Below are 22,986 nucleotides of genomic sequence, written 5' to 3'. Positions count from 1 at the left end.
ATCCGGCGACGGCTCATTACAAACCTCTATCTCTCGATAAAGGCATTGAATCATCAATGTTTCCATACGTCTACAAATATCCGCGCACAGGTCTCCTAGGAAGCTGACCAACAGAATGGCCGGCTCAAGCCTCTTGCGGCGGTATCGTCCAGGGAAGAATATCGGCGGGAATTCGCAGCATAATCTTCAATCCCGCCGGATCCCAATCACGGCGGATCGAACCTTGAAGGGATCCAATCGTCGCCCGCTCGAGCTGGGAGCCGAAGCCTCCCGATCCCTCGGGTTGGCTGATCGATGGACCACCTATTTCGGTCCAGGTCAACACAAAATCCGGATCGTAACGCACGTCGATCTCAATACGGCCTTCCGGCGTGGAGAGCGCGCCGTATTTCACTGCGTTCGTCGAGAATTCGTGGAGCAGAAGTGCCAGCGACGTCAGCACCGTCCCGCGTATCGCCACGTCCTGGCCGTGAATGGAAACCCGTTCGATGCCGGCGCCTTGGTGGGCGGCGAAAAGGGCTTTGACGAGCGTAAATAGCGACGTCTCGCGAAACTGAACGGCGGTGAGGTCGATATCCGGCAGCGTCAGTTCATAGGCGATTGCCAAGGTATTTATCCTTGCTCGGATGTCGCTCGTCAGCTCCTTGACCGTCGTTGCCGAGCGTTCGCTTACCCCGATTACCGCGCTCATGATGGCGAAGATATTCTTGATGCGGTGGTTCATTTCCCGCAGCAACAGCATCTGGCGTTCCGCCGCATGCTTGCGTTCGGAAATGCCGCGCGCAATTTTCGAGGCACCGATAATAGCGCCGTTACTGTCGCGAACCGGCGAAACCGTTAAGGAAATGTCGAGCAGACTTCCATCCTTGTGGCGACGGACGGTCTCATAGTGCTCTATTCGCTTTCCCTCGCGGATGCTGGCGATGATCGTGTTTTCCTCATGCCGGCGATCTGCCGGAATGATGATGGTGATATGCTGTCCGATTGCCTCTTCTGCGCTGAAGCCGAAAAGCCGCTCGGCACCCCTGTTCCAACTGGTAATGAAGCCGTCGAGGGATTTACTGACGATCGCGTCATCCGAACTTTCGACGATGGCAGCAAGCAGAGCTTGAGCTGAGGGGGTATCGCTACCGCCCTGCGGAGCCTCAATATCGAGAGCTGCAGGCGCGGGTATTCTTGGTGTGACATAAGGGATATCTGTTGACGACGTGGACCGATTTGTCTTCCCAGGCATCTCCACCTCCCATTTTTCGGCAGACCAGGTCACATACCGTTCCCGGTGCCCATGTGACGCCTATATAGAAGTCATGCCGGCGAGATTTTATCTCGCAGATGATATTTATGCTCGGCATTCCCGAGCCGATATCATTTAAGTAAAGCCTTCAGCTCTTCAGCCGAAGAATGCCACCGTCTTTCACGGACAATAATAGTATCGGTTTATAGGCGCCATGCATCGAGCAAACTCGCATTGGTAAAATACGCGCAATTGGGAACTATGCCACAAAATCCGCTCTTCCGTCTGCTAGCGTACATTCCTTGTGACGCAGCTCCAAGAAGAGTAGCTTCTTTCATATTGTCCGGCTGGAGCTCAGACGGCAAGGCGTGCATGTCATGCTTTTGCCTAACCAGGAGGAAGCGCTGTAATGCCAGCTCCCCACCAGTCCAATATGCAAAATAAACTGCTCTCCATTCTTCCGTCTGCGGATTATGAGCAAATCGCGCCAGAGCTTGAATATATGGCGCTTCCGCGCGGCACGCTCATCGGAGAAGCCGGCCAGTCCATCGACTATGTTTATTTTCTGACATCCGGCATCGGATCAATCGTCGCGGCGACGCCGGAAGGCCGCCGCGCCGAGGCTGGCGTGTTCGGCTTTGATGGCTATGTGCCGACATCGGCGGTTGCTGGCACCGAATTTAATGCTCACGATATTATCGTGCAGCTCGAGGCGGAGTCCTATCGGATGAACTATGGGTCGTTTCGTCATTTCATGGATAGAAATCGAAATTTCAACAAACTGATGGTCCGTTCCATCGAGGCCTTCTCCGTCCAATTGGCCTACACAGCTATTTCCAACGCTCTTCATGACGTGAACGAGAGGCTGGCGCGATGGCTGCTGATGTGCCACGACCGTGTACCCGGCAACGAGATCGCACTGACGCATGAATTCATATCCCTAATGCTTGCCGTACGCCGGCCAAGCGTGACCACCTCGCTGCATATTCTCGAAGGCAATCGCTTCATCACGGCGGAGCGCGGCAGCATCACCATTCGAAATCGAGCGGCTCTCGAGGAATTCGCCCACGATGCCTACGGCAAGCCGGAAGAGGAATATCGGCGTTTGATGAAGGATCTCTTTTGATAGCGGCGGCAATTGCGCCAGTGGTATACTGGCGGTGGATAAGGGCTGAAGGGGCCTGCATGACGCGCTACTTCTTTCATATTCGCCGAAATGGCGAAATCGTCCGCGATGGCGAAGGCGATGAATTTGCCACCATCGATGACGCGCGCTCGAGTGCGATAAGGGCCGTGCGGGAACTCGTTGCCGCGCGGATCAAGAATGGCCAGATGGTTCCCGATGAGCGTATCGAGGTTCACGACGAGGCAGATAAGCTGCAGTTCTCGATTTCATTTCACGCGGTCATTCGCGACCATTTGAAATAGCACTTGTCAGAAATCACCGATAAGGCGGCGATACTCCTCTTCCGGCTTACCATAGGAGCCGCCAGTAAATTCCTCAAGTCCTCTTCTGTCGCGGATCGTAATGCGGCCACGCTCGGCCCTGATGAGCTTCCTTCCCTCAAGAACGTGCAGCGCCGTCGTGATGCTCGGTCTTCTGACACTCAGCATCGCGGCGATGAAGTCATGCGTCAAGGCAATCTCGTCGCCATCCACCCGGTCATGGCACATGAGCAGCCAACGGGCGAGCCGTTCGTCTACCTGATAGTTTGCATTGCAAAGGGCCGTATAGGAGATCTGTGTCGCAAAGGTCTGAATGAAACGGGCCAAAAGATTGGCGAAGACGGGGTTTTCCGGCAATGCGGCGAGGAGTGCATGCAACGGCATCCGTACACCTTGGCCATCCATTTGCATAAAGACCTCGTGGATGCTGATCGTCCCACCGACGCCGGCCGGCATCGGCAGAAAGCCTTCGCGTCCGACCATACCGGCTTCGGCGCGCTGACCGCCGGGCGAAATGGTAACGACAGAGCTAATTCCGCTTGAAAGGAAATATACATGGTCGATCAGGCAATCGGCTCCGGCAACGTTGAAGCCGCGCTGGAGATCGATCTGCTCCAACTGCTTGCCGATGTTGCGAAATTCATCTGCGGGCAGGCGAGCGAGAAGCCGGTTCGTTGTCATTAAACGTTCTAGGTCGAGCATGGCTCTCGCGAAAGATCGAGCATGGGAATTGGGTCCTCGCCGGCATGCCCTTAGCTTTGTGGGCGGATCGCGATTCTATAGCACCCCCGTGTTCGGGATGATTTTGTGTACGCTGGCGGACGCTCGTCGCGCACAAAGTCCTGCGGCTGTTTTCGAGCTGGCGTTGCCGTGCCGTACGAAGCGACCGGAGGAGGACAGACCCTCCTATTGGATACTCCGTTTTGGATAATGTCCGCCAATGCTAACCTAATGCATGCGTTCGCTATAGCCAACATTCGGCGGCAGAAGACCAGCGGCAAGTACCACGGCCCGCCCGGAGCATCTTTCGCAACCCTTTTCGCTCACGAAATTTGTCGCATGAGGTGAACTCGTGATGGCTGCAGATGGTAGTCAAAGAGGAACATTCTAAGGGCTGCGCAATTTTCCTTTCAGTTCATAAGAGCTAAATGCAAAGGAGAATGCTATGAGAACGAGACTTATCGTTTCAGCGGTTGCTGCCTTTGGCCTTCTCGCTGGTTCAGCCTTGGCACAGTCCTCTACGGTGACTGGAGCCGCGGGCGGCGCCGCCACCGGAGCGGTTGTAGGGGGCCCTGTCGGGGCCGCAGTTGGCGGTGTTGCCGGAGCGATTGCCGGTACTGCGATCGATCCGCCGCCGCAAAAAGTAATCACCTATGTTCAAGAGCAGCCAATGCCTCCATCCGAGGCCGTCGTACAAGACGAAATTGTCGTCGGTCGAACTCTCCCAGAGACCGTTGTCATCACACCGGTTCCGGATAACCCGACATACGGTTATGCTGTCGTGAACCATGAACGCGTCATCGTCCAACCGAAGACGCGCAAGGTTGTTCGCATCATTGAATAATGCCGAGAGGGCCTCCGAGAGAGGCCCTTTTTCTGCACCTTTCCGTCCGGAATTGCGTGAAAACAAAGAGATAGAGCAGTTCAGAGATTCCGCAAAAAAACCGAACAGCTCTAGGCGAACTCTGAATATCGTTTGATGTTCTCTTCGAGAAGGTTGAGCAGCAGGTCGCGGGTTGGATCCCTCACAGCCTTTACCCAGGCTACCGCAAGCGGCAGCTTCTCCAACCGTGTGCCTGCATGATCCGCCAGCGGCACGAACGTTACGCCATGAACGGCCAATTTTGATGTCCAGCGCGGGACAATTGCCGATCCAATTCCCGCGGCGACGAGGTTGATGATTGTCTGCTTTTCATCGGCGACTTGGGCAATGCGGGGGCGCATGTCGAATTCGGAAAAAAGTGTCATCGTCAGATCGTGGCTATGCGGTCGGGAACGCCGTTCGGGCACGATGAGTGGTTCATCACTGAGATCGACTATTCGGATCTCGTCTTTTAAAGCCAGAGGGCTTGTCGAGGCGATGGCAACGACGGCTGTTTCATGCAAGAGCGGCTTGATCACCAGGCTTCGGCTTAGCCCATCGCGAGGACGAATTAGGGCTATGTCAAGCCGACCGGCAAGCAGCTTCGGGATGAGCCTGATCGATTTGTCTTCCACAAGCTGCGTTACCGCATTTGGGGCAATTGCGCGAAAGTCGTGAAGAAGCAGGGGAACCAGGCCGGCAGCTGCGCTGTCGATCGCACCGATTCTTAAGAGCGGACTCGATTTGCGCCCTGTCGCTCGAAATTTCTCCGCCACGGCATCCAATCGGGCAAGGATTGGTTTGACCTCATCGAGGAGGAGAATCCCCTCTTCGCTCAGAGAAACGCTTCGTGTCGTTCGGCTGAAGAGCACGACGCCCAGGGATTCTTCCAGCATGCGAATGTGACGGCCAATGGATGCAGGTAGAATCCCAAGCCTTTGAGCCGCCCTGCCGAAATGAAGCTCTTCGGCAACGGCAACGAAGCATCTGATTTGTTCGAGTTCCATATGTCAGCCATTATATCATTTAATTATATAATTACCTGAGTATTCATCCTTTTCAAGGGAGGACTTAGCCTTCAGGAACTGCGCGAGAGGACGCGCTTGTTTCAAACAATGGGAGGAGCTTGCAATGGAGCGTGAGCTGGAAACGCGCGTGTTGCGCAAGATTACCTGGCGCATCGTGCCATTCATCATGGTTCTTTATCTTATCGCGTTCATCGATCGCGTGAACATCGGCTTTGCCTCCCTGACCATGAACCAGGACCTGGGGTTTTCGTCGACCGTTTTTGGTGTCGGCGCCGGCATCTTCTTTCTCGGCTATTTCATTTTCGAAGTGCCTTCGAACCTGATTTTGCACAAGCTCGGAGCCCGCATCTGGATCGCGCGGGTCATGATCACCTGGGGTCTCGTCTCCGGTGCAATGGCGCTGGTTCAAGGCACGACGAGCTTCTACATATTGCGTTTTCTTCTGGGGGTGGCCGAGGCCGGCTTTTTCCCAGGCATCATCCTGTATCTGAGCTATTGGTTCCCGGCCCGCCGCCGCGCGGCGGTGACGGCGATGTTCATGGCCGCGGCGCCGCTTTCCACGGCAATCGGTTCTCCCATCTCGGGCGCTCTGCTTGAAATGCATGGGATCTGGGGTCTGGCAGGCTGGCAGTGGATGTTCGTCATCGAAGCTATCCCTGCGCTTGTCTTTGGTGTCGTCGTACTTTTCTATCTGACAGACCGCCCGGAAAAGGCGAAATGGCTCTCTGTTGACGAGCGCACATGGCTTGCCAAGACCATGGAAGAGGACCAGGCCGGAAAGCCGAAAACCAGCCACAGCATCTGGGCAGGCCTGGCCGATATCCGCGTTCTCGCGCTCTCGCTCGTCTATTTTGGGACATCGGCAGGCCTTTACACGCTTGGCATATGGGCACCGCAAATTATCAAAAGCTTCGGTTTGTCGTCATTCCAGGTCGGATTGATCAATGCGGTCCCGGCTGTTTTTGCGGTGGTCGGCATGATTCTCTGGGCCCGTCATTCCGACAAGTCTGGCGAGCGTACATGGCATGTCGTCGGGGCCTGCCTGCTTGCCGCAGCGGGTCTAGCGTTTGCGACCGGCGCAACCAGCGTTTTTGCAGTCTTGATGGCGCTGACGCTGGTAAACATTGGTATCAGCGCATCGAAGCCGCCGCTCTGGAGCATGCCAACGCTTTTCCTGTCCGGATCTGGCGCCGCTGCAGGCATTGCAACGATTAATTCGATTGGTAACCTTGGCGGCTTCGTCGGTCCATCGATGATCGGCTGGATCAAGGACGCGACTGGAAGCTTTGCAGGCGGCCTATACATCGTCGCAGCGCTTCTGCTGGTCTCCGCCACCGTCACTCTGATCCTGGCGCGCAGCAGCGCGCGGGATCCACAAACCAAAGCATCAGCCCAGCACTGATTATCAAAATGGAGAATGAATATGCGTGAATACAAGATCGCAGCGATTCCCGCAGATGGGATCGGTCCGGAAGTGATCGCGGCCGGGCTACAGGTTCTCGATGCTCTCGCAGCCCGCTGTGGCGACTTCAAGATCCATTCAGAAACCTTCGACTGGGGATCCGACTACTATAAGAAGCACGGCGTCATGATGCCGGCCGATGGCCTGGAGACGCTGAAGAAATTCGACGCGATCTATTTCGGGGCAGTCGGTGCTCCTGATGTGCCGGATCATATTACACTCTGGGGCCTGCGCCTGCCGATCTGCCAGGGCTTCGATCAATATGCCAACGTTCGTCCGACGAAGATCCTGCCTGGAATTACCCCGCCGCTGCGCAATTGCGGGCCTGGCGATCTTGACTGGGTTATCGTGCGCGAAAACTCCGAAGGCGAATATTCGGGCCATGGTGGCCGCGCTCATAGGGGCCTGCCCGAGGAAGTCGGTACCGAGGTGGCGATCTTCACCCGTGTTGGTGTCACCCGCATCATGCGTTACGCCTTCAAGCTGGCGCAGTCGCGGCCGCGCAAGCTGCTCACCGTCGTCACGAAGTCCAATGCACAGCGTCACGGCATGGTGATGTGGGATGAGATTGCGGCCGAAGTCTCGAAGGAATTCCCAGACGTTACCTGGGACAAGATGCTGGTGGACGCAATGACGGTGCGCATGACCCTGAAGCCACAGAGCCTCGACACGATCGTAGCGACCAATCTGCATGCCGACATTCTGTCCGACCTTGCCGGAGCGCTCGCCGGCTCCCTCGGTGTCGCACCCACCGGCAACATCGATCCGGAGCGCCGCTTCCCATCCATGTTCGAACCGATCCACGGCTCGGCCTTCGACATCACCGGCAAGGGCATTGCCAACCCGGTCGCTACCTTCTGGACGGCGGCGCAGATGCTCGAACATCTTGGTGAGCGAGATGCCGCCACGCGGTTGATGAACGCCGTCGAACGGGTGACCGAAGCTGGTATTCTGACCCCGGACGTAGGGGGCAAAGCAACCACACAACAGGTCACCGATGCGGTCTGCGATGCAATCGCGGGTTCAAACATCCTGAAAATAGCGGCTGCCCAATGAATTGGGACGACGTATCTGCTCGCGGTCTGTTGCGCCGGCTATTCGACGCGGCGGTCGCAAGTGCGGATCCAATGAAGGTTGTCGCACGGCATCTTCCTGAAAAACCTAGAGGACGCTGCGTCGTCATTGGGGCTGGCAAGGCATCGGCGGCGATGGCCGCGGCAGTGGATGCAGCTTGGAAGGATGTCGAACTGAGTGGGGTGGTCGTGACGCGTTACGGCCACGCAATACCTGCGGGACGCATCGAGATTATCGAGGCTGCACATCCCGTTCCCGACGAGATGAGCGTAGTAGGTGCGCAGCGGTTGCTCGCCGGTGTCGAAGGGCTGGGACCGGACGATCTTGTCATTGCCCTGATTTCCGGGGGCGGTTCTTCGCTTGCCATCGCGCCGGCTGGGGACATGACCCTTGCGGACAAAAGAGCGGTCAATCAGGCGCTGCTCGCCAGCGGCGCCAGCATTTCCGAAATGAATACCGTTCGCAAGCAGCTCTCCCGGATCAAGGGCGGCCGTCTGGCGCAGGCCGCTTATCCGGCACGCGTCGTTACACTCGTGATTTCCGATGTGCCTGGTGACGATCCCTCGCAGATCGCCTCCGGTCCAACGGTTGCAAGTAGATCTACGCTCGATGATGCCCGAGAAATCGTTGCTCGTTACAAGCTGGCGCTGCCGGCAACGGCAACAGAAGTGCTGCGGCAAGGGGCGACGATCGAAGCGGCAGCGCCAATGAATAGCGACGTCAGGCTTGTTGCCTCACCGTCCATGGCTTTGGAGGAGGCCGCCAATGCTGCAGCTGCGAGCGGGCTGCAAATAGTGGACTTGGGTGACGCGCTTCAAGGAGAGGCGAGGGAGGTGGGGACGCTGTTGGCCGGTATTGCAGCCTCCGTCCGCTCACGCGGGCGACCGGCTACTGGACCCGCCATTATCCTGTCCGGTGGGGAAACGTCCGTGACACTCGGATCGGGATCCACCGGTCGCGGCGGCAGGAATACCGAATTTTTGCTAAGTCTTGCGATTGCATTGAATGGGATGGATCGCGTCTGGGCAATTGCCGGCGATACCGATGGCATCGATGGTGTCGAAGACGCAGCCGGTGCCATCATCGATCCATCGACCCTGTCGCGTATGTCAAATGCCGGTATTTCACCGCGTTTGGCGCTTTTGAATCACGACAGCTATGGGGCTTTCAGTGCGATCGGCGATCTTGTCGTCACTGGCCCGACGCTCACAAACGTCAACGACATTCGCGCCATACTCATTGGATAATCCACGTCGGCGATAATAATTACCGAGAAAAGCCAAAATGCCTCGTGCGATCCCTCCGTTCCGGAATAGTTGCGTCTGACATATCAGCGGTTGCCAAATCCAGGATTTAAAAGTCCTACCCAGCCTGAAGATCGTCGTCTCCCGTATTCCGCAGCGCAGTCGGAACATTTTTGTAGCGATATTGTTCGGCGGGGGAAGGGAACACCCCCATGATTCCGTTTCGAAGAATCTTCTACTGTCTGAGAATCGTCGCTATGGCTGCCGCTATCTTCTTAAATGTGGCGGCGATGAACCATGCATGGTCCGAAGAGACGGGCAGCGGCTGCGTAATCGAACGGAGCGGCGAGCGTGGAGTGCAGACAAAAGGCACACCGCAGCCGTGTTGTTGTTCCGTCGGACATTGTTGCGCGCTGATTCCCGACTTCTTTGCCGGCGGGCAGCACATCAGGGAAGCCGACAATCCGGTGGCTCGAACGACCCAGCCGAATCCGCTCCTCCTTATCAGGGCGCTGGATCCGCCGCCTCGATCTTCGTTTGGTTGAGAGAAATCGAACCAAATCAGAAGGAGATCGACATGAATATCACCAGGAAGATCGCATTTGCAGCAATCGTCGCCACGGCAGTCTTCGCGCTGAAACCCGCCGGCGCAGCAGCGCAGATGGCCTATCCGGACAAATGTAAATCCGAGGAAATGCAGATGTCGTCGGCGGGCATGCAAATGCCCGGCAACATGACCGACTACCAGAAAGCGGCCATGGACGGAATGAAGAGCATGAATTCCAATATGATGCAGGGAATGATGAAGGAGGACGCGGACGTGTCCTTTCTTTGCGGCATGATCGCTCACCACATGGGTGCGATCAGCATGTCGCAGGTTGAACTCAAATACGGCCACAATAAATGGGCACGGCAAAAGGCCGCCAAAATCATTGACGAGCAGGCGAAGGAAATCAAACAGATGACCGGCTGGCTCGACAGCGAAGTCAAGTAAGGAGATTCCCAATGCACCAAGTTTCAGCCGAAATGAAGAGCTGCATCGAAAACTGCCTCGCCTGCTATGGCGAATGCCTGTCGACCGCGATGGGGCATTGTCTCGAAGCCGGCGGAGAGCACACCAGGCCGCCGCACTTCAAACTGATGATGGCCTGTAGCGAGATATGTCGAACGGCTGCACACTTCATGCTGATAGGCTCTGAACATCATCGCCACGTTTGTCGCGAATGCGCAGAGATCTGCGCCCAATGCGCGGATGATTGTGAGCGGATCGGTGACATGCCGGATTGCGTTAAAGCCTGCCGCCGCTGTGCGGACAGTTGCCATCGCATGGCCGCCTAAAACAATTCCCGGAAAAGTGCGGAGCGGTTTCCGTCCGGAACTGCGTGAAAACAAAGAAATTGAGCGCTTCAGATACTCCGTGAAAAGCTGAAGCGCTCTGGAATGGAGGGCGCTCGGCGCCCTCTTGTCGTCCTTCTAAAATGGCGAACTTCCAAAGGCTTGCAGAATGAAGTAGGTGCGCATGGCAAACACGGTTCATCAGCAATACGCGTGCGCTCATGGGGCGCTCGTGCGGAGTTCGGCGACGGTACATCGGAGTTTCAGATGAGTGGAATTCCCTATATCGAGCTTGTCCCATGGAACAATGTAACCAGTCGGCTGCTCTGCGAATCCGAAGAGGCGCAGCATGACGCTGCCGATCGTCGTTGCCGACAGTCTTTCGAGCAAGCCGAGAGCTCCGAGGTGATATTCGACAACGAAGAAATCTTCCTCCGCAGCTTCCGCTTTGATCTCTTCCAAGCGTGCGATCGGCTTATCATTTAGATCATAGACCTTCATTCCAAGCAGAAGCTCCAGATGAATCTCGGTCATGACAGCCCTCCCGGGATGCGCCTGAGAATATGTTGCCTCAACCATTCCTGCGTCTGTTCTAGAGGTGTTTCGCTGTCGTCGATATCAACTTGAATGTCGACGCCCGCATCGGTGATTTTCGACCATGGGATCCGATAGGGGCATCGATCGCGACCCACCCGCACCCGTTGGGAAAAGGCAAGCAGCCAGCGATATAGGCGTGGGCTCAACCTTCGCAGCAGCGTCAAATGGCCCATTTCGAGAAAGCTGATCTTAAGCCGGCCGTCGTTTTCGGTCGTAAGCACGATCCCGTCGACCTTTCCGATACGAGCCTGTCGGCGATCGACCACCTGCTTATCCAGAACGTCGCGCACAAGATACATGTCAGCCTCCCAGGATTTCCAGAGGGGTAGTTACAATTGAAAGCACGAAAGCCATCGCAACGATAAAGATGACCGCGGCATTGCCGATCCATCCGTTTTTATGCGTTCCCACATAGGTCGGATCGTTCATCAGGATAAGGAAAGGAACCACGCCGAACGGCAGGCTGAGCGCTGAGAGGGCCATCGAAAAGATGGTGATCTGAAGCGGATCCACGCCAATGACGATTGGGATCACGGCAATCATAAGGCAAGCCGTGTAGACGAGGCAAAAGGCGGGATTTTCTTTCGGCTTCATGTTTTCAGACCAATTCCATCCGAAGCCCTGTGCGACCAGATAGGCCTGTGCCAGGCTCACTTCGAGGGTCGCGCCCAAACATGTAATTCCGAGCGAGATCGCAAAGAGATAAAGTCCCCATTTTCCAAAAGCGGGTGTGAGGATCATGGCAATCTGCTCATATCCTTCAATGTCTTCAATCCCGCTGGAGGGATAAATCATTGCAGCCAATACCATGACAGCGGCGGTAATGATCGCGCCGAAACTCATGCCAAGGATCGCGATCGCGCGATTGGCGCCAAAGTAGCTCTTGTCCCATTCGTCTTCGAGGGCGCCCGAGGAATAGAAGTAAAAGAGATAGGGAGAAATGACAGCGCCCAATATTCCGACGACGATGAAGCTATAATGTAGCGGATCTTTACTGGGCAGGGTCGGCAGAAGGCCCTTCGCAATTTCACCCCATGGCGGATCCATGACAAACACGGCGACGACGAAAGAAAGCGCCAAAAGTCCTAAAGCCGATATGCCATTCTCGATAAGGCCGAATGTGCCGCGCCACAGCAGCAACCAGGCAACAAATGTCACCGGCAAGGACCACCACGGAAATTTCACTCCGGTCAGGAATTGCAGCGCAAGCGAGATGCCGCCGATCTCGGCTGCAAGAACGAGAAGATTGACGATGAAGACTATGGATATAGTTAGGAGAAAAATATTGGAGCCGAAGCGGTCCCGAATTCCGTCGACAATCGTATAATGGCTCGCAATTGCGAAGCGCCCCGACATTTCAACGAGAAAAATCACACAGATCGTGCCGAGCACAATAGCCCAAAGGGGAGTATAGCCATAGGCTGCTCCAGCTTGGCCGGAGGTTGCGATGTTTCCCGTTTCAAGAAAACCGCCGATGCTTGTGATGATGCCAAGCGATATCTGCAGCAATTTCTTCAATCTGCTGCTCCTGATTTAGCTCTCAACTCACTTTCGAGGCTTCGCAAATCGCGAAGATGTCGGGAAAGCCTATCCGTCTGGCCATCGATGAGCTCGTGATGTGCTGCACCGGTGATCATGTTCAACCGACTGGCGAGAGCAGCCAAATTCTCGGGGAATGTCGGGAGCTCCTTCGATAGGGAGCCGATCTCCTTTGTGCAGCGCTCTATCGTCAAGATGGCAAAACTATTCGATACGAGCATTTTCGTTCGCGCGTCCAAGACCATCTCCGCGGTCGCGCTCCATGAGAGCACATCACGAATTTTGCGTTCGCGCCGTTGCTCTCCATCCGAGCAGGAGGTCAAGCAGACCAAGAGAAGGGCGACGATGAATAGTTTCACAACAGAGTCCTCGTGGCGACCCGCCCAAACTCCATTTTCCTCATATATCCTCATATAATCGAATAGAGCCGGGTGAGTTCCAACGCAGTGACGGGTGGTACTGTCCGGGGAACTTTAACCGGGCGGACGGCCTAGCACCTCGACCACAGCAATACGTTTGAAGGGACAAATCAGTTCGCGAATACCCATCACTGATGGTCCGTTGCTCATGCGCTCAGTGGCGTATCAAGACCCCTCTTAAATGGGCAATGGAACAACCGCTCGTCGACGGTGTTCAAGTCAATATGTCTTCAGCTAGGCGGCGATCAAATGAATGCTCCCGCGAATAAGGATTTAAGCACCGAGGATAATGCGCCGATGGAAGCGAAGGCAATGCCTAGATTAATCGATCCGGATGCGGAGCCCTTCGTTGCGAGCGTCATTGAGAATCTCGTGGAGTCGCGGGTCCCGTTCCTTGTCGCCGGCACTTACGCGGTGAGCGCCTATACGGGAATTTCGCGTGAAACGAAGGATTGCGATATTTTCTGCAAGGCAGGCGATTTTCTGCGGATTCTCTCGAATTTTCAGAGTCATGGCTATTCGGTGGAGATCATAGATGAGCGCTGGCTAGGGAAGATCTCCAAGGGACGGCACTTCTTTGATGTGATTTTCGCATCCCCTGATGGAGCGACACCTGTAAATGATAACTGGTTCGAGGACGCCCGCCGGTTCCAGATGTGCGATTGCTCTGTCCGCATCGCTGGTGCAACCGAGTTGATCTGGTCGAAATGCTTCGTTCAGCTCCGGCATCGTTATGACGGCGCCGACGTCGCCCATGTGATCCTGAAGGCACACGACAAGATCAATTGGCGTAAGCTGTTGGAATATCTCGAGGTAAATTGGGAAGTGTTGCTGATCCATCTTCTCAACTTCCGCTGGATCTATCCTTCCGAGCGCGACAAAATTCCGGACTGGCTGATGGACGAGCTACTCGACCGGTTGAGCGCTCAGCGTGACCTGCCTTTGCCGCAGACGAAGATATGCCGCGGCCGGATGTATTCCCGTGTCGATTTTGAAATTGACGTGAAGGAATGGGGCTTTGCCGACGTAAGCGGCGACGGCGAATTGCGCGATGAAGAGGAGAGTTGACAATGGCCAATGATCAACGACGGAAATTGAGAGTAGCCGCCGTCGCTGACCTTCATGTCAAGGAAGATCGCGAGCAATCCTACAAGGCGCTTTTTGCCGATATTTGTTCGGTCGCCGATGTCTTGGTCATCGCCGGCGATCTGACGGATCTCGGCAAGCCGAAAGAGGCCGAATTGCTTGCCGCCGACCTGCGCAATTGCACTGTGCCGGTGGTGGCGGTGCTTGGCAATCATGATTATGAAAGCGGTGCCGTCGAGGAGGTGACGTCCATCCTCACGGACGTCGGCGTGAAGCTTTTGAACGGCCGGGCCGTGGAGATCGGCGGAGTTGGCTTCGTCGGCGTGAAAGGCTTTGCCGGGGGGTTTGGACGCTACATGCTGAGTTCCTTCGGAGAGCCCGCCATCAAGGCTATGGTCGCTGAAAGCGTCGATGAAACCATGCGTCTGGAAAACGCCATGCGTCAGGTTCGGGCCAGCCGCTCCATGGTGGTTCTGCACTACGCGCCGATCACAGAAACGGTCGTCGGCGAACCGCCGGAGATCTTTCCTTTTCTCGGCTCATCGCGTCTTGCCGAAACGATCGATCGCTTCAAGGTCGATGCAGTCGTCCATGGACACGCGCACCGGGGCAGTTATGAGGGCCGGACCCCCGCAGGAGCACCGGTTTTCAATGTCGCCGCCCACATCGAGAAACCTACCGGCAAGCCTTACGCGCTCATCGATCTCTAGCGGCAATTCCGACTGATGCCATGCCCGTCGTCGCCGGCACGGGCGCTAGGGAACAGAAAAGCTTGTCGTTGGTTCTTTGTGGGAAATCGAGGATCTTCATCATGGCTACCCAACCGAGAAACGAACCATCGAAAACACCCGGCAAACCCGCAGCAGGTGGATGGGGTTCTGCAAAGTCGGTGAGTGGCATTCTCCTTCGGGAGCATATTCCGATCGCAGGCCCATCCCTTCTGGCGCATCAGAACAAGCCCGATGGCTACATGTGTGTCAGTTGTGCGTGGGGCAAGCCTGCCAAGCCTCATCCGTTGGAGTTCTGCGAAAATGGTGCCAAGGCCACCAGTTGGGAGGCCACGAACCGGCGCGCGGATCGTGCTTTCTTTGCGGCACATACGCTCACCGAACTTGAAACGTGGCCCGATCATGATCTCGAGGAGCAAGGGCGTCTGACGCATCCCATGCGCTGGGATGCCGAAAAGGACAAATACGTACCCATCACCTGGCATGTGGCTTTTGAGGAGATCGGCCGCGAATTGAGGGCGCTGTCCCCAGAGCAGGTTGATTTCTATACGTCCGGGCGCGCGTCGCTCGAAACGGCTTACATGTATCAATTGTTCGCGCGCATATACGGCAGCAATCATCTGCCGGATTCGTCAAACATGTGCCACGAAAGCACATCCGTCGCCCTGCCGGAAAGCATCGGCGCTTCGATCGGCACGGCCATTCTGTCCGATTTTCAAAATTGCGACTGCATCTTCTATCTTGCGCAAAACGTCGGCACGTCCTCGCCGAGAATGCTTCACGACCTGCAGGATGCGGTCAACCGGGGCGTCAAGATCGTCACCTTCAACCCACTGCACGAGCCCGGACTGCAGCGTTTCATCAATCCTCAGATGCCCGGTCAGATGCTCACCGGCAAGGAAACGCCGATTTCCTCGGAATACTACCAGGTCAAGAACGGCGGCGATATCGCCGCGCTTTTCGGCGTGTGCAAGGCGCTGATCGAGGCCGACGATGCTCTGAAGGCATCCGGCACCAGCAAGGTTGTGGGAACCGATGCGATACCGGACGATCCCTCCGATGCCGGAACGGTCGCCTTTGCCGCGGCGATGGCCGCCGCCGACAAGAAGCATGTCCTAGACCACGATTTCATCCGCCAGCATACCGCGGGCTTCGAGGAATTCGCCGCGGCGGCGCGAAATTACGATTGGGCCGAGCTGGAGCGTGTCTCGGGCCTGACGCGGGCTCAGATGCAGCAGGCGGCTTCCACCTATGCCAACTCGAATGCGGTTCTCATGGTTTATGGCATGGGCCTTACGCAGCATGTCATGGGTGTCCAAAACGTACATATGGTCGTCAACCTCGCGCTTCTTCGCGGCAACATCGGCAAGCCGGGAGCCAATATCTGCGCAGTCCGCGGCCATTCGAATGTTCAGGGCCAGCGTACCGTGGGGATCACGGAAAAGCCGGGTCTCGTGCCGCTGGACAAGCTGGCCGCACTTTATCAGTTCGAGCCGCCGGAATGGATCGGCCACACCACGGTTGAGACATGCAAGGCGATTATTGAGGGCGAGACGCGGGCGTTCGTTAGCCTCGGCGGAAATTTTCTGCGAGCCATTCCCGAAACCGTCGCAATGGAGAATGCATGGCGGAAGCTGCGCCTGACCGTCCAGATCGCCACCAAACTCAATCGCAGCCACGTCATTCACGGCGAAATCGCCTATCTCCTGCCATGTCTCGGCCGCATCGAAATCGATGAACAGGCAAGCGGCCCCCAGGCCGTTTCGGTGGAAAGCTCGGTCGCGCATTTTCACGGCTCGCGTGGAAGAGCCAAGCCCGCCAGTCCGGAATTGCTTTCCGAGCCAGCAATCATCGCCGGGATGGCAAAGGCGACGCTGACCAAGGGTGTCGTTCCATGGGACCGCTGGGTTGCTGACTATTCGATCATCCGCGACGCTATCGAGGAAACCTATCCGGAGACGTTCAAGGACTTCAACGAGCGCATGTTCCATCCTGGCGGTATTCCAAGACCGTTACCGGCGCGGGAGCGCAAATGGGTCACCCCCAACGGCAAGGCCAATTTCATTACCCCTGACCGCCTGTTTCCGGAGTTTTCACTCGATGCGCAAAGCGACAATGTCCTTCATCTCGCGACGTTGCGTTCCAACGATCAGTTCAACACGACGATTTATGGCTTTAGCGACCGCTACCGCGGCATCGAGGGAACCAGGCAGGTCGTCTTCGTCAACACAAACGATATAGCGCGCCTTGGTTTCAGCAACGGTGAGGCCGTCGATCTGGTGACCGCGATCGATCGGGAGACGGAGCGGCGGGTTACAGGGTTCACCATTGTTGCCTATGACATTCCGGAAGGATGTTGCTGCGCCTACTACCCGGAAGCCAACCCGCTGTTCCCGTTGAGTCATCATGACGTCCAGGCGAAGACACCGTCCTACAAGCTTTTGCCCGTGCGCCTTGTCCGCTCTGGCGCTGCTCCCGTTCATTGAAGCCCGAACAGGTTGGAACATCAGCCATGTCGTGGGAGGTAGGTAGAGAATTCTTTGATCGCGCATTCGTAGCCGTCGCGTTTCTAGCGGCCCTCGGCGCGGCCGCCCTGATGGGCTATGCGCGTGAAGGGCGACAATATCGAACCGATCCCCCCCTCGGAGCCGCCTTGGACGAGCTGCGCCTGATGCCGAACGGGATCAGCGGTGCTCCGCCGGAAATCTACTTTGCCCTTGGCAAACCTTACGAGAAAACCGCTTACGATCTCAGTCAGGGCAAACGGCTCTATTCCAGGTTCGGTTGCGGGGCATGCCATGGCGAAGGACGTGGCGGGACCGGCCCCTCTTTCCTGGATGGCTGGTGGCTCTATGGCCCGGAGATGGTGTCGATCGCAGCCTCCATCCGCGACGGCCGCCCGCATGGAATGCCGGCTTTTCGCGACAAAATGACGATCGACGAGATCTGGCAGCTCGCAGGCTACGTCCAGACGATCGGCGCATATAAGGCAAAGACCACAGCGCCGAGCCGCAATGACGACAAGCAGACGCGCCCGGCGGAAAACCGCGCGCCGGCGGCAATCCTGTTCGACGAAGGCCCTGCCGGACCGAACGCAGTGCAGGAGCCATCCCATTGAAAGCGGCCGCTGCCGTTTTCCTGTCCTTATCGGTCATCCTGATTGCAGGGTGCAACGGTACTCAGTCGGCCCTGAATGCCGGGGGGGCCGCGGCTGTTCAGCTCAAGCATCTCATCATCGGGATCGTGGTCGTCTGCTGCGCTGTGTGGGCTCTGGTCATGATCGTGCTGGTCCTCGCATTGCTGCGCGCCAGAACGCCGCGGGAAAGTCCAAGCTCCGAGGGCGAGCGGCGGATGGGCAAGCTGGTGACGGCGGCTGTCGCGGCGACCGTTGTCATCATCGCCGGTTTGACGATTGCAAGCTTCTATGCAACGCGTGGCCTCGGCATGTCCGAGAATGCCGGTCTCACGATCAAGGTTCGCGGCCAGCAATGGTGGTGGCAATTCATCTATGATGATGCCGATCCGACCAAGTCCTTTCAGACGGCCAATGAGATGCATATTCCGGTTGGTGTGGATATTCGCATCGAGCTTGAAAGCTTGGATGTCATTCATTCCTTCTGGGTGCCGAGCCTCGCCGGCAAGCGCGACCTCATTCCCGGCCGGCAGAACGCCATAACCATACGGACGGACCGTCCAGGCGTTTATCGCGGTCAATGCGCGGAATTCTGCGGACTTCAGCACAGTCACATGGCGCTGTTCGTCATTGCGGAGGACATGGCCGCCTATCAGCGCTGGACCGCCGCACAGAGGGCCAACAGCGTATCGCCGGCCGATCCGGAAGCGATTGCCGGCAAGGCTCTTTTCATGCGCAAGCCCTGCGCGGCCTGCCATACCATACGGGGAACCGAGGCATCGGGATCGACCGGGCCGGATCTGACCCATATCGGGAGCCGTCAGACGATTGCCGCAGGGTTGCTCGAGAATACCCGCGGTTCGCTTGCCGCCTGGATCGCCGATCCGCAGACATTGAAACCGGGAAACAACATGCCGATGGTTCCACTCTCCAGTGACGAACTGCGGCAGCTTTCCGCCTATATGGAAAGTCTGCGATGACGAAAGACGACAAACCCACGCAACCGACGGATTTGATGTTCGATGACGGCGAGCTCGAACGGCGGCTCGCGCAGACCTGGATGACGCCGGCCGGTATCTGGGGAGCCCTCACGACAGTCGATCACAAGATCATCGGCCGCCGTTACATCGCCACCGCATTCGTCTTTCTCGCCTTGGGCGGGCTGCTCGCACTCGCGATGCGGCTGCAATTGGCGCAGCCGGAGGCGCGCTTCATCGGTCCGGACCGCTACAATCAGATTTTCACCATGCATGGCTCAAACATGATGTTCCTGTTTGCCGTGCCTGTCATGGAAGCCATGGCTATTTATCTCGTGCCGCTGATGGTCGGCACCCGCAATATCGCCTTTCCGCGCTTGAATGCCTTTTCCTATTGGATCTATCTGGCCGGCGGCCTGCTGTTATGGGTTTCGTTTGCCCTCGACACTGCGCCCGATGTCGGATGGTTTGCCTATGTGCCCTTGTCTGGACCGCAATATGGCGCGGGCAAGCGTGCCGACCTCTGGGCGCAGATGATCACTTTCACCGAAGTCGCAGCCTTGGCCGTTGCGGTGGAAATCGTCGTCACCGTCTTCAAACAGCGCGCGCCGGGCATGTCGCTCGATCGCATTCCGCTGTTCGTCTGGTCGATGCTCGTCACGGCCTTCCTCGTCATCATGGCCATGCCGGCGATCATGCTCGCCAGTTCGTCGCTGATCCTCGATCGTCTGGTCGGAACGCATTTCTTCAATCCCGCAGAGGGCGGCGACGCGCTGCTATGGCAGCACCTGTTCTGGTTCTTCGGCCATCCCGAGGTCTATATCATCTTCCTACCGGCCGTCGGCATGGTGTCGACGATAATAGCGACCTTCTCGCGCCGCCCCGTATTCGGCTATCTCCCGCTTGTCATGGCGTTGATCGCCACGGGAATCCTGGCATTCGGCCTCTGGGTGCATCATATGTTTGTCGTCGGCCTGCCGAAGCTAGGCGAGAGCTTCTTTACTGCTTCCAGCATGGCGATCGCCATTCCAGCCGGCATCCAGATATTCTGCTGGCTGGCCACGCTGTGGGGCGGACGGCCCGTCTTCAAGACACCGCTGTTGTTCGTCATAGGTTTCATCGTGACCTTTGTCATCGGCGGCCTGACGGGGGTGATGGTCGCCTCGGTGCCGTTCGACACCCAGGTACATGATACCTATTTCGTCGTCGCACATTTCCATTACGTCCTTGTGGGCGGCGCCGTCTTTCCCTTGCTCGGCGCCATCTATTACTGGTTTCCCAAGATAACCGGACGGATGATGAGCGAGACGCGCGGCCGCTGGGCATTCTGGCTGATCTTTGCCGGCTTCAATCTGACATTCTTTCCCATGCATATTCTCGGGCTCGAGGGCATGCCGCGACGCATCTATACCTATCAGCCGGAAATGCCCTGGGCTGGAATGAATATGTTCGTGAGCTTCAGCGCCCTTATCCTTTCGCTGGGCTTCCTCGTCTTTTTCATCGATGTCATCCGCAGCGCTCGGTCCGGGCAGATCGCAGGCGAAAATCCATGGGGCGCCTCGACGCTCGAATGGGCGACGTCGTCGCCGCCGCCATGCTTCAATTTCCGCCGCATTCCGGTGGTCGGCGCTCGTGATCCTCTGTGGTCGCAGCCGGAAGAACTTACGGTGGCGGGCGGGCTGCGCACTGATCGGCGCGAATTGATCGTCAGCAGCGTCGTCGAGGCGCAACCCGAAGCAAGCGAGTCCTCGCCACGAAATTCGATCTGGCCGCTCCTGGCGGCTCTCGCCACCACGGTGATGCTGATCTGGTCGATCTTCTCGCCTTGGGCGGTCATTTGGGGATCGATTCCGATCGGGATCACGTTGACCGGGTGGTTCTGGCCGAAGCAGACACCGGAGGACGAATCATGAAGGAGCGCGTCGTCCTCGACGTTTCAAGGCTGCCGCCCCACGGTATGGGGAGGGCAAGCCCGACCTGGTGGGGCACCTGCGCCTTCATGCTCATCGAAGGGTCCGGCTTCGCATTGGCGATCGCAGTCTATTTCTACCTGATGAGCCTCGCCCCGCACTGGCCGATCGACGCGCCGGCGCCCGGCCTCGTTCCCGGCACGACCCTGACCGCGATATTGCTCGCGAGCGTCGTACCCAACATTCTCCTATCCAGATGGGCGCGGCAAAGAGATCTGCGCAAGGTACGGATCGGGCTTGTTCTGATGTCGGCGCTTGGGGCGGTGCCCCTGGTCCTGCGCGGTTTGGAATTCACCGTTCTCAACATACGCTGGGACGGCAACGCCTATGGCTCGATCATTTGGACCATGCTGGGGCTTCATACGACCCACATCGTCACGGATCTTATCGATACGCTGGTACTGACCTGCCTGATGTTTTCCAAGCATGCCGATAATCCGCGCCGCTTCGGCGATGTTGAAGATAATGCCATGTACTGGAACTTTGTCGTGGTGGCGTGGATTCCCTTATACGCATGCATTTACTGGGTGCCACGCCTATGATGACCGCAGCGGCAAAATATGGGGGATTGATTCTTGCCCCGCTTGTATGGGTCGGCAATACCCAGCTTGGCCAAGTTCTCCCCTATGTCGATTGCAGCCGGCATACGCATTGGTCCGTCCTGACCTCTTCCTTTGCAATTCTGCTTGCGTTGGCCAGCGCGGCGATACCGCAGGCCGGTTCTACGCCGGAGGAAGCGCGAACAGGGCTGTTCCTCCGCCATCTCAGTGTTCTCGTCGGGCTCGTCTTCGCCTTCGCGCTTTTCCTGCAGGGAGGGGCCGCGTGGCTCTTGAACGTATGCGAACATTAGCCGCCTTCATCATCCTGCTGATGACGGGGCGGGAGGCTGCCGCGCATGGCGCGGAGGCGCATCTCTTTCATTCGGTCTGGACGATCGACCCGTGGATTGTAACACCGTTAGCGGTTGCGGCTTTTCTTTATGCTCGAGGTTGCTGGAAGCTGAGGCGACGCGCTCGAACGGGCAGGTCTGTTGTGGCGAGGCGCGCCCTTTGCTACTGGTGCGGCTGGCTGACGCTTACCGGTGCGCTGCTGTCCCCATTGCACTGGCTCGGAGAGCAGCTTTTTACGTTCCACATGATAGAGCACGAAATCATCATGGCGATCTCCGCCCCGATGATCGTCATCGCGCGGCCGACGGGCATATTCCTCTGGGGACTGCCGGATCGGCTGAGGCGCTGGACGGGGAGGGCGATGCGGCGGAGCTTCGTGCGGATCGCCTGGCGCTGGCTGAGCGGAGGAACCAACGCCACCCTATTGCATGCCGTCGCCATATGGGCCTGGCATGCGCCGATCCTGTTCGATGCCGCCGTCGGTGCTGTTGCGCTGCATCGTCTCCAGCATCTGAGCTTCTTCGCCACTGCTATCCTGTTCTGGTGGTCGATCTTCTGGCGCAGCAATCACGGCGTTGCGGCGTGGCATCTGTTCCTGACCATGCTCCACACCGGAGCGCTCGGTGCACTGATGGCACTTGCACCACGCGTCCTTTATGTCGTGCAGACGCATGCTGCGGAAACATGGGGGCTTACGCCGCTGGAGGATCAGCAGCTCGCCGGGATGGTCATGTGGATTCCGGCGGGGACGATTTATGCCGGCGCGGCACTCGCGATGGCAGCCCTATGGATCGCAAATGCCGGCAGGGGAACGGGCCATGTCCCACGCATCCGCTCTTTATAGATCTCGCGGCATCTGGCTGGTTGTGGCAGCCATTGCAGTGCTTTGCGCTCTGGTTGGCGCAAACTGGGCAAAGAATTGGCAGCAGCGCCTGCAGATCGCACGCGTGCTGACCGAGGGTGGGGATCCCTCCCGCGCACCGCCGATTTTTCGTCGGTATGGTTGCACCGGATGCCATCAAATCCCCGGCATAGCCGGTGCGGATGGTCAGGTGGGCGGGACCTTGGAGGGCCTTCAAAAACGGGTTTATATCGCCGGCGTCGTCAACAATACGGGCGATAACCTCGTTCATTGGATCGTAGCGCCGCAGGACTTTTCGCCCAATTCGGCCATGCCGAAAACAGGGATTTCGCAAGCCGAAGCCCGAGATCTCGCCGCCTATCTTTACACTCATTAATCCC

At 57.3% G+C, this 22,986-nt stretch carries 25 protein-coding genes; 18 read left to right on the top strand and 7 right to left on the bottom strand.

Going from position 1 to position 22,986, the window contains the following annotated elements:
- Positions 1-124: 124 nt before the first annotated feature.
- A complete protein-coding gene (locus PH562_RS08445) occupies positions 125-1,234 on the bottom strand; it encodes a sensor histidine kinase (RefSeq protein ID WP_285172627.1) in 1,110 nt (369 codons plus the stop codon).
- A 409-nt stretch (positions 1,235-1,643) separates the two neighbouring features.
- Here PH562_RS08445 and PH562_RS08440 point away from each other — a divergent pair, with 409 nt between their 5' ends.
- Together PH562_RS08440 and PH562_RS08435 are read left to right on the top strand one after the other, a co-directional pair.
- A complete protein-coding gene (locus tag PH562_RS08440; RefSeq protein ID WP_285172626.1) occupies positions 1,644-2,360 on the top strand; it encodes a Crp/Fnr family transcriptional regulator in 717 nt (238 codons plus the stop codon).
- Between the two features lie 59 nt (positions 2,361-2,419).
- Positions 2,420-2,662: a DUF6894 family protein gene (locus tag PH562_RS08435; protein WP_095438854.1), complete on the top strand. Its 243-nt coding sequence runs from the start codon at positions 2,420-2,422 to the stop codon at positions 2,660-2,662.
- A 6-nt stretch (positions 2,663-2,668) separates the two neighbouring features.
- Here PH562_RS08435 and PH562_RS08430 read toward each other — a convergent pair whose 3' ends face one another.
- Positions 2,669-3,361, bottom strand: coding sequence for a Crp/Fnr family transcriptional regulator (locus PH562_RS08430; protein WP_285172625.1), 693 nt, complete (start codon positions 3,359-3,361; stop codon positions 2,669-2,671).
- 484 nt (positions 3,362-3,845) lie between these two features.
- On the opposite strand from PH562_RS08430, the gene PH562_RS08425 reads away from it, so the two are divergent.
- Positions 3,846-4,244, top strand: a complete 399-nt coding sequence (locus PH562_RS08425; RefSeq protein WP_113229240.1) for a DUF1236 domain-containing protein — start codon at positions 3,846-3,848, stop codon at positions 4,242-4,244.
- 110 nt (positions 4,245-4,354) lie between these two features.
- Here PH562_RS08425 and PH562_RS08420 read toward each other — a convergent pair whose 3' ends face one another.
- Positions 4,355-5,269, bottom strand: a complete 915-nt coding sequence (locus tag PH562_RS08420; protein ID WP_285172624.1) for a LysR family transcriptional regulator — start codon at positions 5,267-5,269, stop codon at positions 4,355-4,357.
- Between the two features lie 124 nt (positions 5,270-5,393).
- On the opposite strand from PH562_RS08420, the gene PH562_RS08415 reads away from it, so the two are divergent.
- From PH562_RS08415 to PH562_RS08395, 5 genes are all read left to right on the top strand, one after another.
- Positions 5,394-6,692 (top strand): MFS transporter, encoded by a 1,299-nt coding sequence (locus PH562_RS08415; protein WP_285172623.1) that lies wholly within the window; start codon positions 5,394-5,396, stop codon positions 6,690-6,692.
- A gap of 21 nt (positions 6,693-6,713) precedes the next feature.
- Entirely contained in the window at positions 6,714-7,808 is a 1,095-nt protein-coding gene (locus PH562_RS08410; protein WP_113229237.1) for a tartrate dehydrogenase, read from the top strand.
- Entirely contained in the window at positions 7,805-9,073 is a 1,269-nt protein-coding gene (locus PH562_RS08405; RefSeq protein ID WP_285172622.1) for a glycerate kinase type-2 family protein, read from the top strand. Before PH562_RS08410 ends, PH562_RS08405 begins: the two co-directional genes overlap by 4 nt.
- 574 nt (positions 9,074-9,647) lie before the next feature.
- Complete coding sequence (locus tag PH562_RS08400; RefSeq protein WP_285172651.1) at positions 9,648-10,064, top strand: DUF305 domain-containing protein; 417 nt, start codon at positions 9,648-9,650, stop codon at positions 10,062-10,064.
- A gap of 11 nt (positions 10,065-10,075) precedes the next feature.
- Entirely contained in the window at positions 10,076-10,408 is a 333-nt protein-coding gene (locus tag PH562_RS08395; protein WP_285172621.1) for a four-helix bundle copper-binding protein, read from the top strand.
- Between the two features lie 216 nt (positions 10,409-10,624).
- On the opposite strand, the gene PH562_RS08390 is transcribed toward PH562_RS08395, so the two are convergent.
- The 4 genes from PH562_RS08390 to PH562_RS08375 are packed head-to-tail and all read right to left on the bottom strand — an operon-like array spanning position 10,625 to position 12,900.
- Positions 10,625-10,939, bottom strand: coding sequence for a PRC-barrel domain containing protein (locus PH562_RS08390; RefSeq protein WP_285172620.1), 315 nt, complete (start codon positions 10,937-10,939; stop codon positions 10,625-10,627).
- Positions 10,936-11,301, bottom strand: coding sequence for a hypothetical protein (locus tag PH562_RS08385; protein WP_285172619.1), 366 nt, complete (start codon positions 11,299-11,301; stop codon positions 10,936-10,938). The genes PH562_RS08390 and PH562_RS08385 overlap by 4 nt, the downstream gene beginning before the upstream one ends.
- 1 nt (position 11,302) lies before the next feature.
- Positions 11,303-12,520: an Nramp family divalent metal transporter gene (locus PH562_RS08380; protein ID WP_285172618.1), complete on the bottom strand. Its 1,218-nt coding sequence runs from the start codon at positions 12,518-12,520 to the stop codon at positions 11,303-11,305.
- The gene (locus PH562_RS08375; RefSeq protein WP_285172617.1) at positions 12,517-12,900 is read right to left on the bottom strand and encodes a hypothetical protein; all 384 of its coding nucleotides are present in this window, start codon (positions 12,898-12,900) and stop codon (positions 12,517-12,519) included. The genes PH562_RS08380 and PH562_RS08375 overlap by 4 nt, the downstream gene beginning before the upstream one ends.
- A 309-nt stretch (positions 12,901-13,209) precedes the next feature.
- Here PH562_RS08375 and PH562_RS08370 point away from each other — a divergent pair, with 309 nt between their 5' ends.
- From PH562_RS08370 to PH562_RS08325, 10 genes are all read left to right on the top strand, one after another.
- On the top strand, positions 13,210-14,028 hold the full coding sequence (locus PH562_RS08370) for a hypothetical protein (protein ID WP_285172616.1): 819 nt from the start codon (positions 13,210-13,212) through the stop codon (positions 14,026-14,028).
- Positions 14,029-14,030: 2 nt separating this feature from the next.
- A complete protein-coding gene (locus PH562_RS08365; protein WP_285172615.1) occupies positions 14,031-14,756 on the top strand; it encodes a metallophosphoesterase family protein in 726 nt (241 codons plus the stop codon).
- A 101-nt stretch (positions 14,757-14,857) separates the two neighbouring features.
- Positions 14,858-17,260 carry an FdhF/YdeP family oxidoreductase gene (locus PH562_RS08360; RefSeq protein ID WP_285172614.1) on the top strand — a complete coding sequence of 801 codons (2,403 nt, stop codon included), beginning with the start codon at positions 14,858-14,860 and terminating at the stop codon, positions 17,258-17,260.
- A 26-nt stretch (positions 17,261-17,286) separates the two neighbouring features.
- On the top strand, positions 17,287-17,892 hold the full coding sequence (locus tag PH562_RS08355) for a c-type cytochrome (protein WP_483315330.1): 606 nt from the start codon (positions 17,287-17,289) through the stop codon (positions 17,890-17,892).
- On the top strand, positions 17,889-18,887 hold the full coding sequence (gene coxB, locus PH562_RS08350) for a cytochrome c oxidase subunit II (protein ID WP_285172613.1): 999 nt from the start codon (positions 17,889-17,891) through the stop codon (positions 18,885-18,887). The genes PH562_RS08355 and coxB overlap by 4 nt, the downstream gene beginning before the upstream one ends.
- Positions 18,884-20,797, top strand: coding sequence for a cytochrome c oxidase subunit I (gene ctaD, locus PH562_RS08345; RefSeq protein ID WP_483315329.1), 1,914 nt, complete (start codon positions 18,884-18,886; stop codon positions 20,795-20,797). The genes coxB and ctaD overlap by 4 nt, the downstream gene beginning before the upstream one ends.
- On the top strand, positions 20,794-21,396 hold the full coding sequence (locus PH562_RS08340) for a cytochrome c oxidase subunit 3 (protein ID WP_285172612.1): 603 nt from the start codon (positions 20,794-20,796) through the stop codon (positions 21,394-21,396). Before ctaD ends, PH562_RS08340 begins: the two co-directional genes overlap by 4 nt.
- A complete protein-coding gene (locus PH562_RS08335; RefSeq protein ID WP_285172611.1) occupies positions 21,393-21,704 on the top strand; it encodes a hypothetical protein in 312 nt (103 codons plus the stop codon). Before PH562_RS08340 ends, PH562_RS08335 begins: the two co-directional genes overlap by 4 nt.
- Positions 21,692-22,588: a cytochrome c oxidase assembly protein gene (locus PH562_RS08330; protein ID WP_483315333.1), complete on the top strand. Its 897-nt coding sequence runs from the start codon at positions 21,692-21,694 to the stop codon at positions 22,586-22,588. The genes PH562_RS08335 and PH562_RS08330 overlap by 13 nt, the downstream gene beginning before the upstream one ends.
- The gene (locus tag PH562_RS08325) at positions 22,563-22,982 is read left to right on the top strand and encodes a c-type cytochrome (protein ID WP_285172610.1); all 420 of its coding nucleotides are present in this window, start codon (positions 22,563-22,565) and stop codon (positions 22,980-22,982) included. Before PH562_RS08330 ends, PH562_RS08325 begins: the two co-directional genes overlap by 26 nt.
- Positions 22,983-22,986: the final 4 nt, after the last annotated feature.

Origin of the sequence: Rhizobium centroccidentale, from assembly GCF_030182565.1 — a bacterium.
Taxonomy (GTDB): Bacteria; Pseudomonadota; Alphaproteobacteria; order Rhizobiales; family Rhizobiaceae; genus Rhizobium.
This window is presented reverse-complemented; position numbering and strand designations above follow the sequence as displayed.

What these genes read in the sequence shown, in the direction of transcription:
- PH562_RS08445 (WP_285172627.1), bottom strand. Translation starts at nt 1,234, where the DNA reads ATGCCTGGGAAGACAAATCGGTCCACGTCGTCAACAGATATCCCTTAT.
- PH562_RS08440 (WP_285172626.1), top strand. Translation starts at nt 1,644, where the DNA reads ATGCCAGCTCCCCACCAGTCCAATATGCAAAATAAACTGCTCTCCATT.
- PH562_RS08435 (WP_095438854.1), top strand. Translation starts at nt 2,420, where the DNA reads ATGACGCGCTACTTCTTTCATATTCGCCGAAATGGCGAAATCGTCCGC.
- PH562_RS08430 (WP_285172625.1), bottom strand. Translation starts at nt 3,361, where the DNA reads ATGACAACGAACCGGCTTCTCGCTCGCCTGCCCGCAGATGAATTTCGC.
- PH562_RS08425 (WP_113229240.1), top strand. Translation starts at nt 3,846, where the DNA reads ATGAGAACGAGACTTATCGTTTCAGCGGTTGCTGCCTTTGGCCTTCTC.
- PH562_RS08420 (WP_285172624.1), bottom strand. Translation starts at nt 5,269, where the DNA reads ATGGAACTCGAACAAATCAGATGCTTCGTTGCCGTTGCCGAAGAGCTT.
- PH562_RS08415 (WP_285172623.1), top strand. Translation starts at nt 5,394, where the DNA reads ATGGAGCGTGAGCTGGAAACGCGCGTGTTGCGCAAGATTACCTGGCGC.
- PH562_RS08410 (WP_113229237.1), top strand. Translation starts at nt 6,714, where the DNA reads ATGCGTGAATACAAGATCGCAGCGATTCCCGCAGATGGGATCGGTCCG.
- PH562_RS08405 (WP_285172622.1), top strand. Translation starts at nt 7,805, where the DNA reads ATGAATTGGGACGACGTATCTGCTCGCGGTCTGTTGCGCCGGCTATTC.
- PH562_RS08400 (WP_285172651.1), top strand. Translation starts at nt 9,648, where the DNA reads ATGAATATCACCAGGAAGATCGCATTTGCAGCAATCGTCGCCACGGCA.
- PH562_RS08395 (WP_285172621.1), top strand. Translation starts at nt 10,076, where the DNA reads ATGCACCAAGTTTCAGCCGAAATGAAGAGCTGCATCGAAAACTGCCTC.
- PH562_RS08390 (WP_285172620.1), bottom strand. Translation starts at nt 10,939, where the DNA reads ATGACCGAGATTCATCTGGAGCTTCTGCTTGGAATGAAGGTCTATGAT.
- PH562_RS08385 (WP_285172619.1), bottom strand. Translation starts at nt 11,301, where the DNA reads ATGTATCTTGTGCGCGACGTTCTGGATAAGCAGGTGGTCGATCGCCGA.
- PH562_RS08370 (WP_285172616.1), top strand. Translation starts at nt 13,210, where the DNA reads ATGAATGCTCCCGCGAATAAGGATTTAAGCACCGAGGATAATGCGCCG.
- PH562_RS08365 (WP_285172615.1), top strand. Translation starts at nt 14,031, where the DNA reads ATGGCCAATGATCAACGACGGAAATTGAGAGTAGCCGCCGTCGCTGAC.
- PH562_RS08360 (WP_285172614.1), top strand. Translation starts at nt 14,858, where the DNA reads ATGGCTACCCAACCGAGAAACGAACCATCGAAAACACCCGGCAAACCC.
- PH562_RS08355 (WP_483315330.1), top strand. Translation starts at nt 17,287, where the DNA reads ATGTCGTGGGAGGTAGGTAGAGAATTCTTTGATCGCGCATTCGTAGCC.
- ctaD (WP_483315329.1), top strand. Translation starts at nt 18,884, where the DNA reads ATGACGAAAGACGACAAACCCACGCAACCGACGGATTTGATGTTCGAT.
- PH562_RS08340 (WP_285172612.1), top strand. Translation starts at nt 20,794, where the DNA reads ATGAAGGAGCGCGTCGTCCTCGACGTTTCAAGGCTGCCGCCCCACGGT.
- PH562_RS08335 (WP_285172611.1), top strand. Translation starts at nt 21,393, where the DNA reads ATGATGACCGCAGCGGCAAAATATGGGGGATTGATTCTTGCCCCGCTT.
- PH562_RS08330 (WP_483315333.1), top strand. Translation starts at nt 21,692, where the DNA reads ATGCGAACATTAGCCGCCTTCATCATCCTGCTGATGACGGGGCGGGAG.
- PH562_RS08325 (WP_285172610.1), top strand. Translation starts at nt 22,563, where the DNA reads ATGTCCCACGCATCCGCTCTTTATAGATCTCGCGGCATCTGGCTGGTT.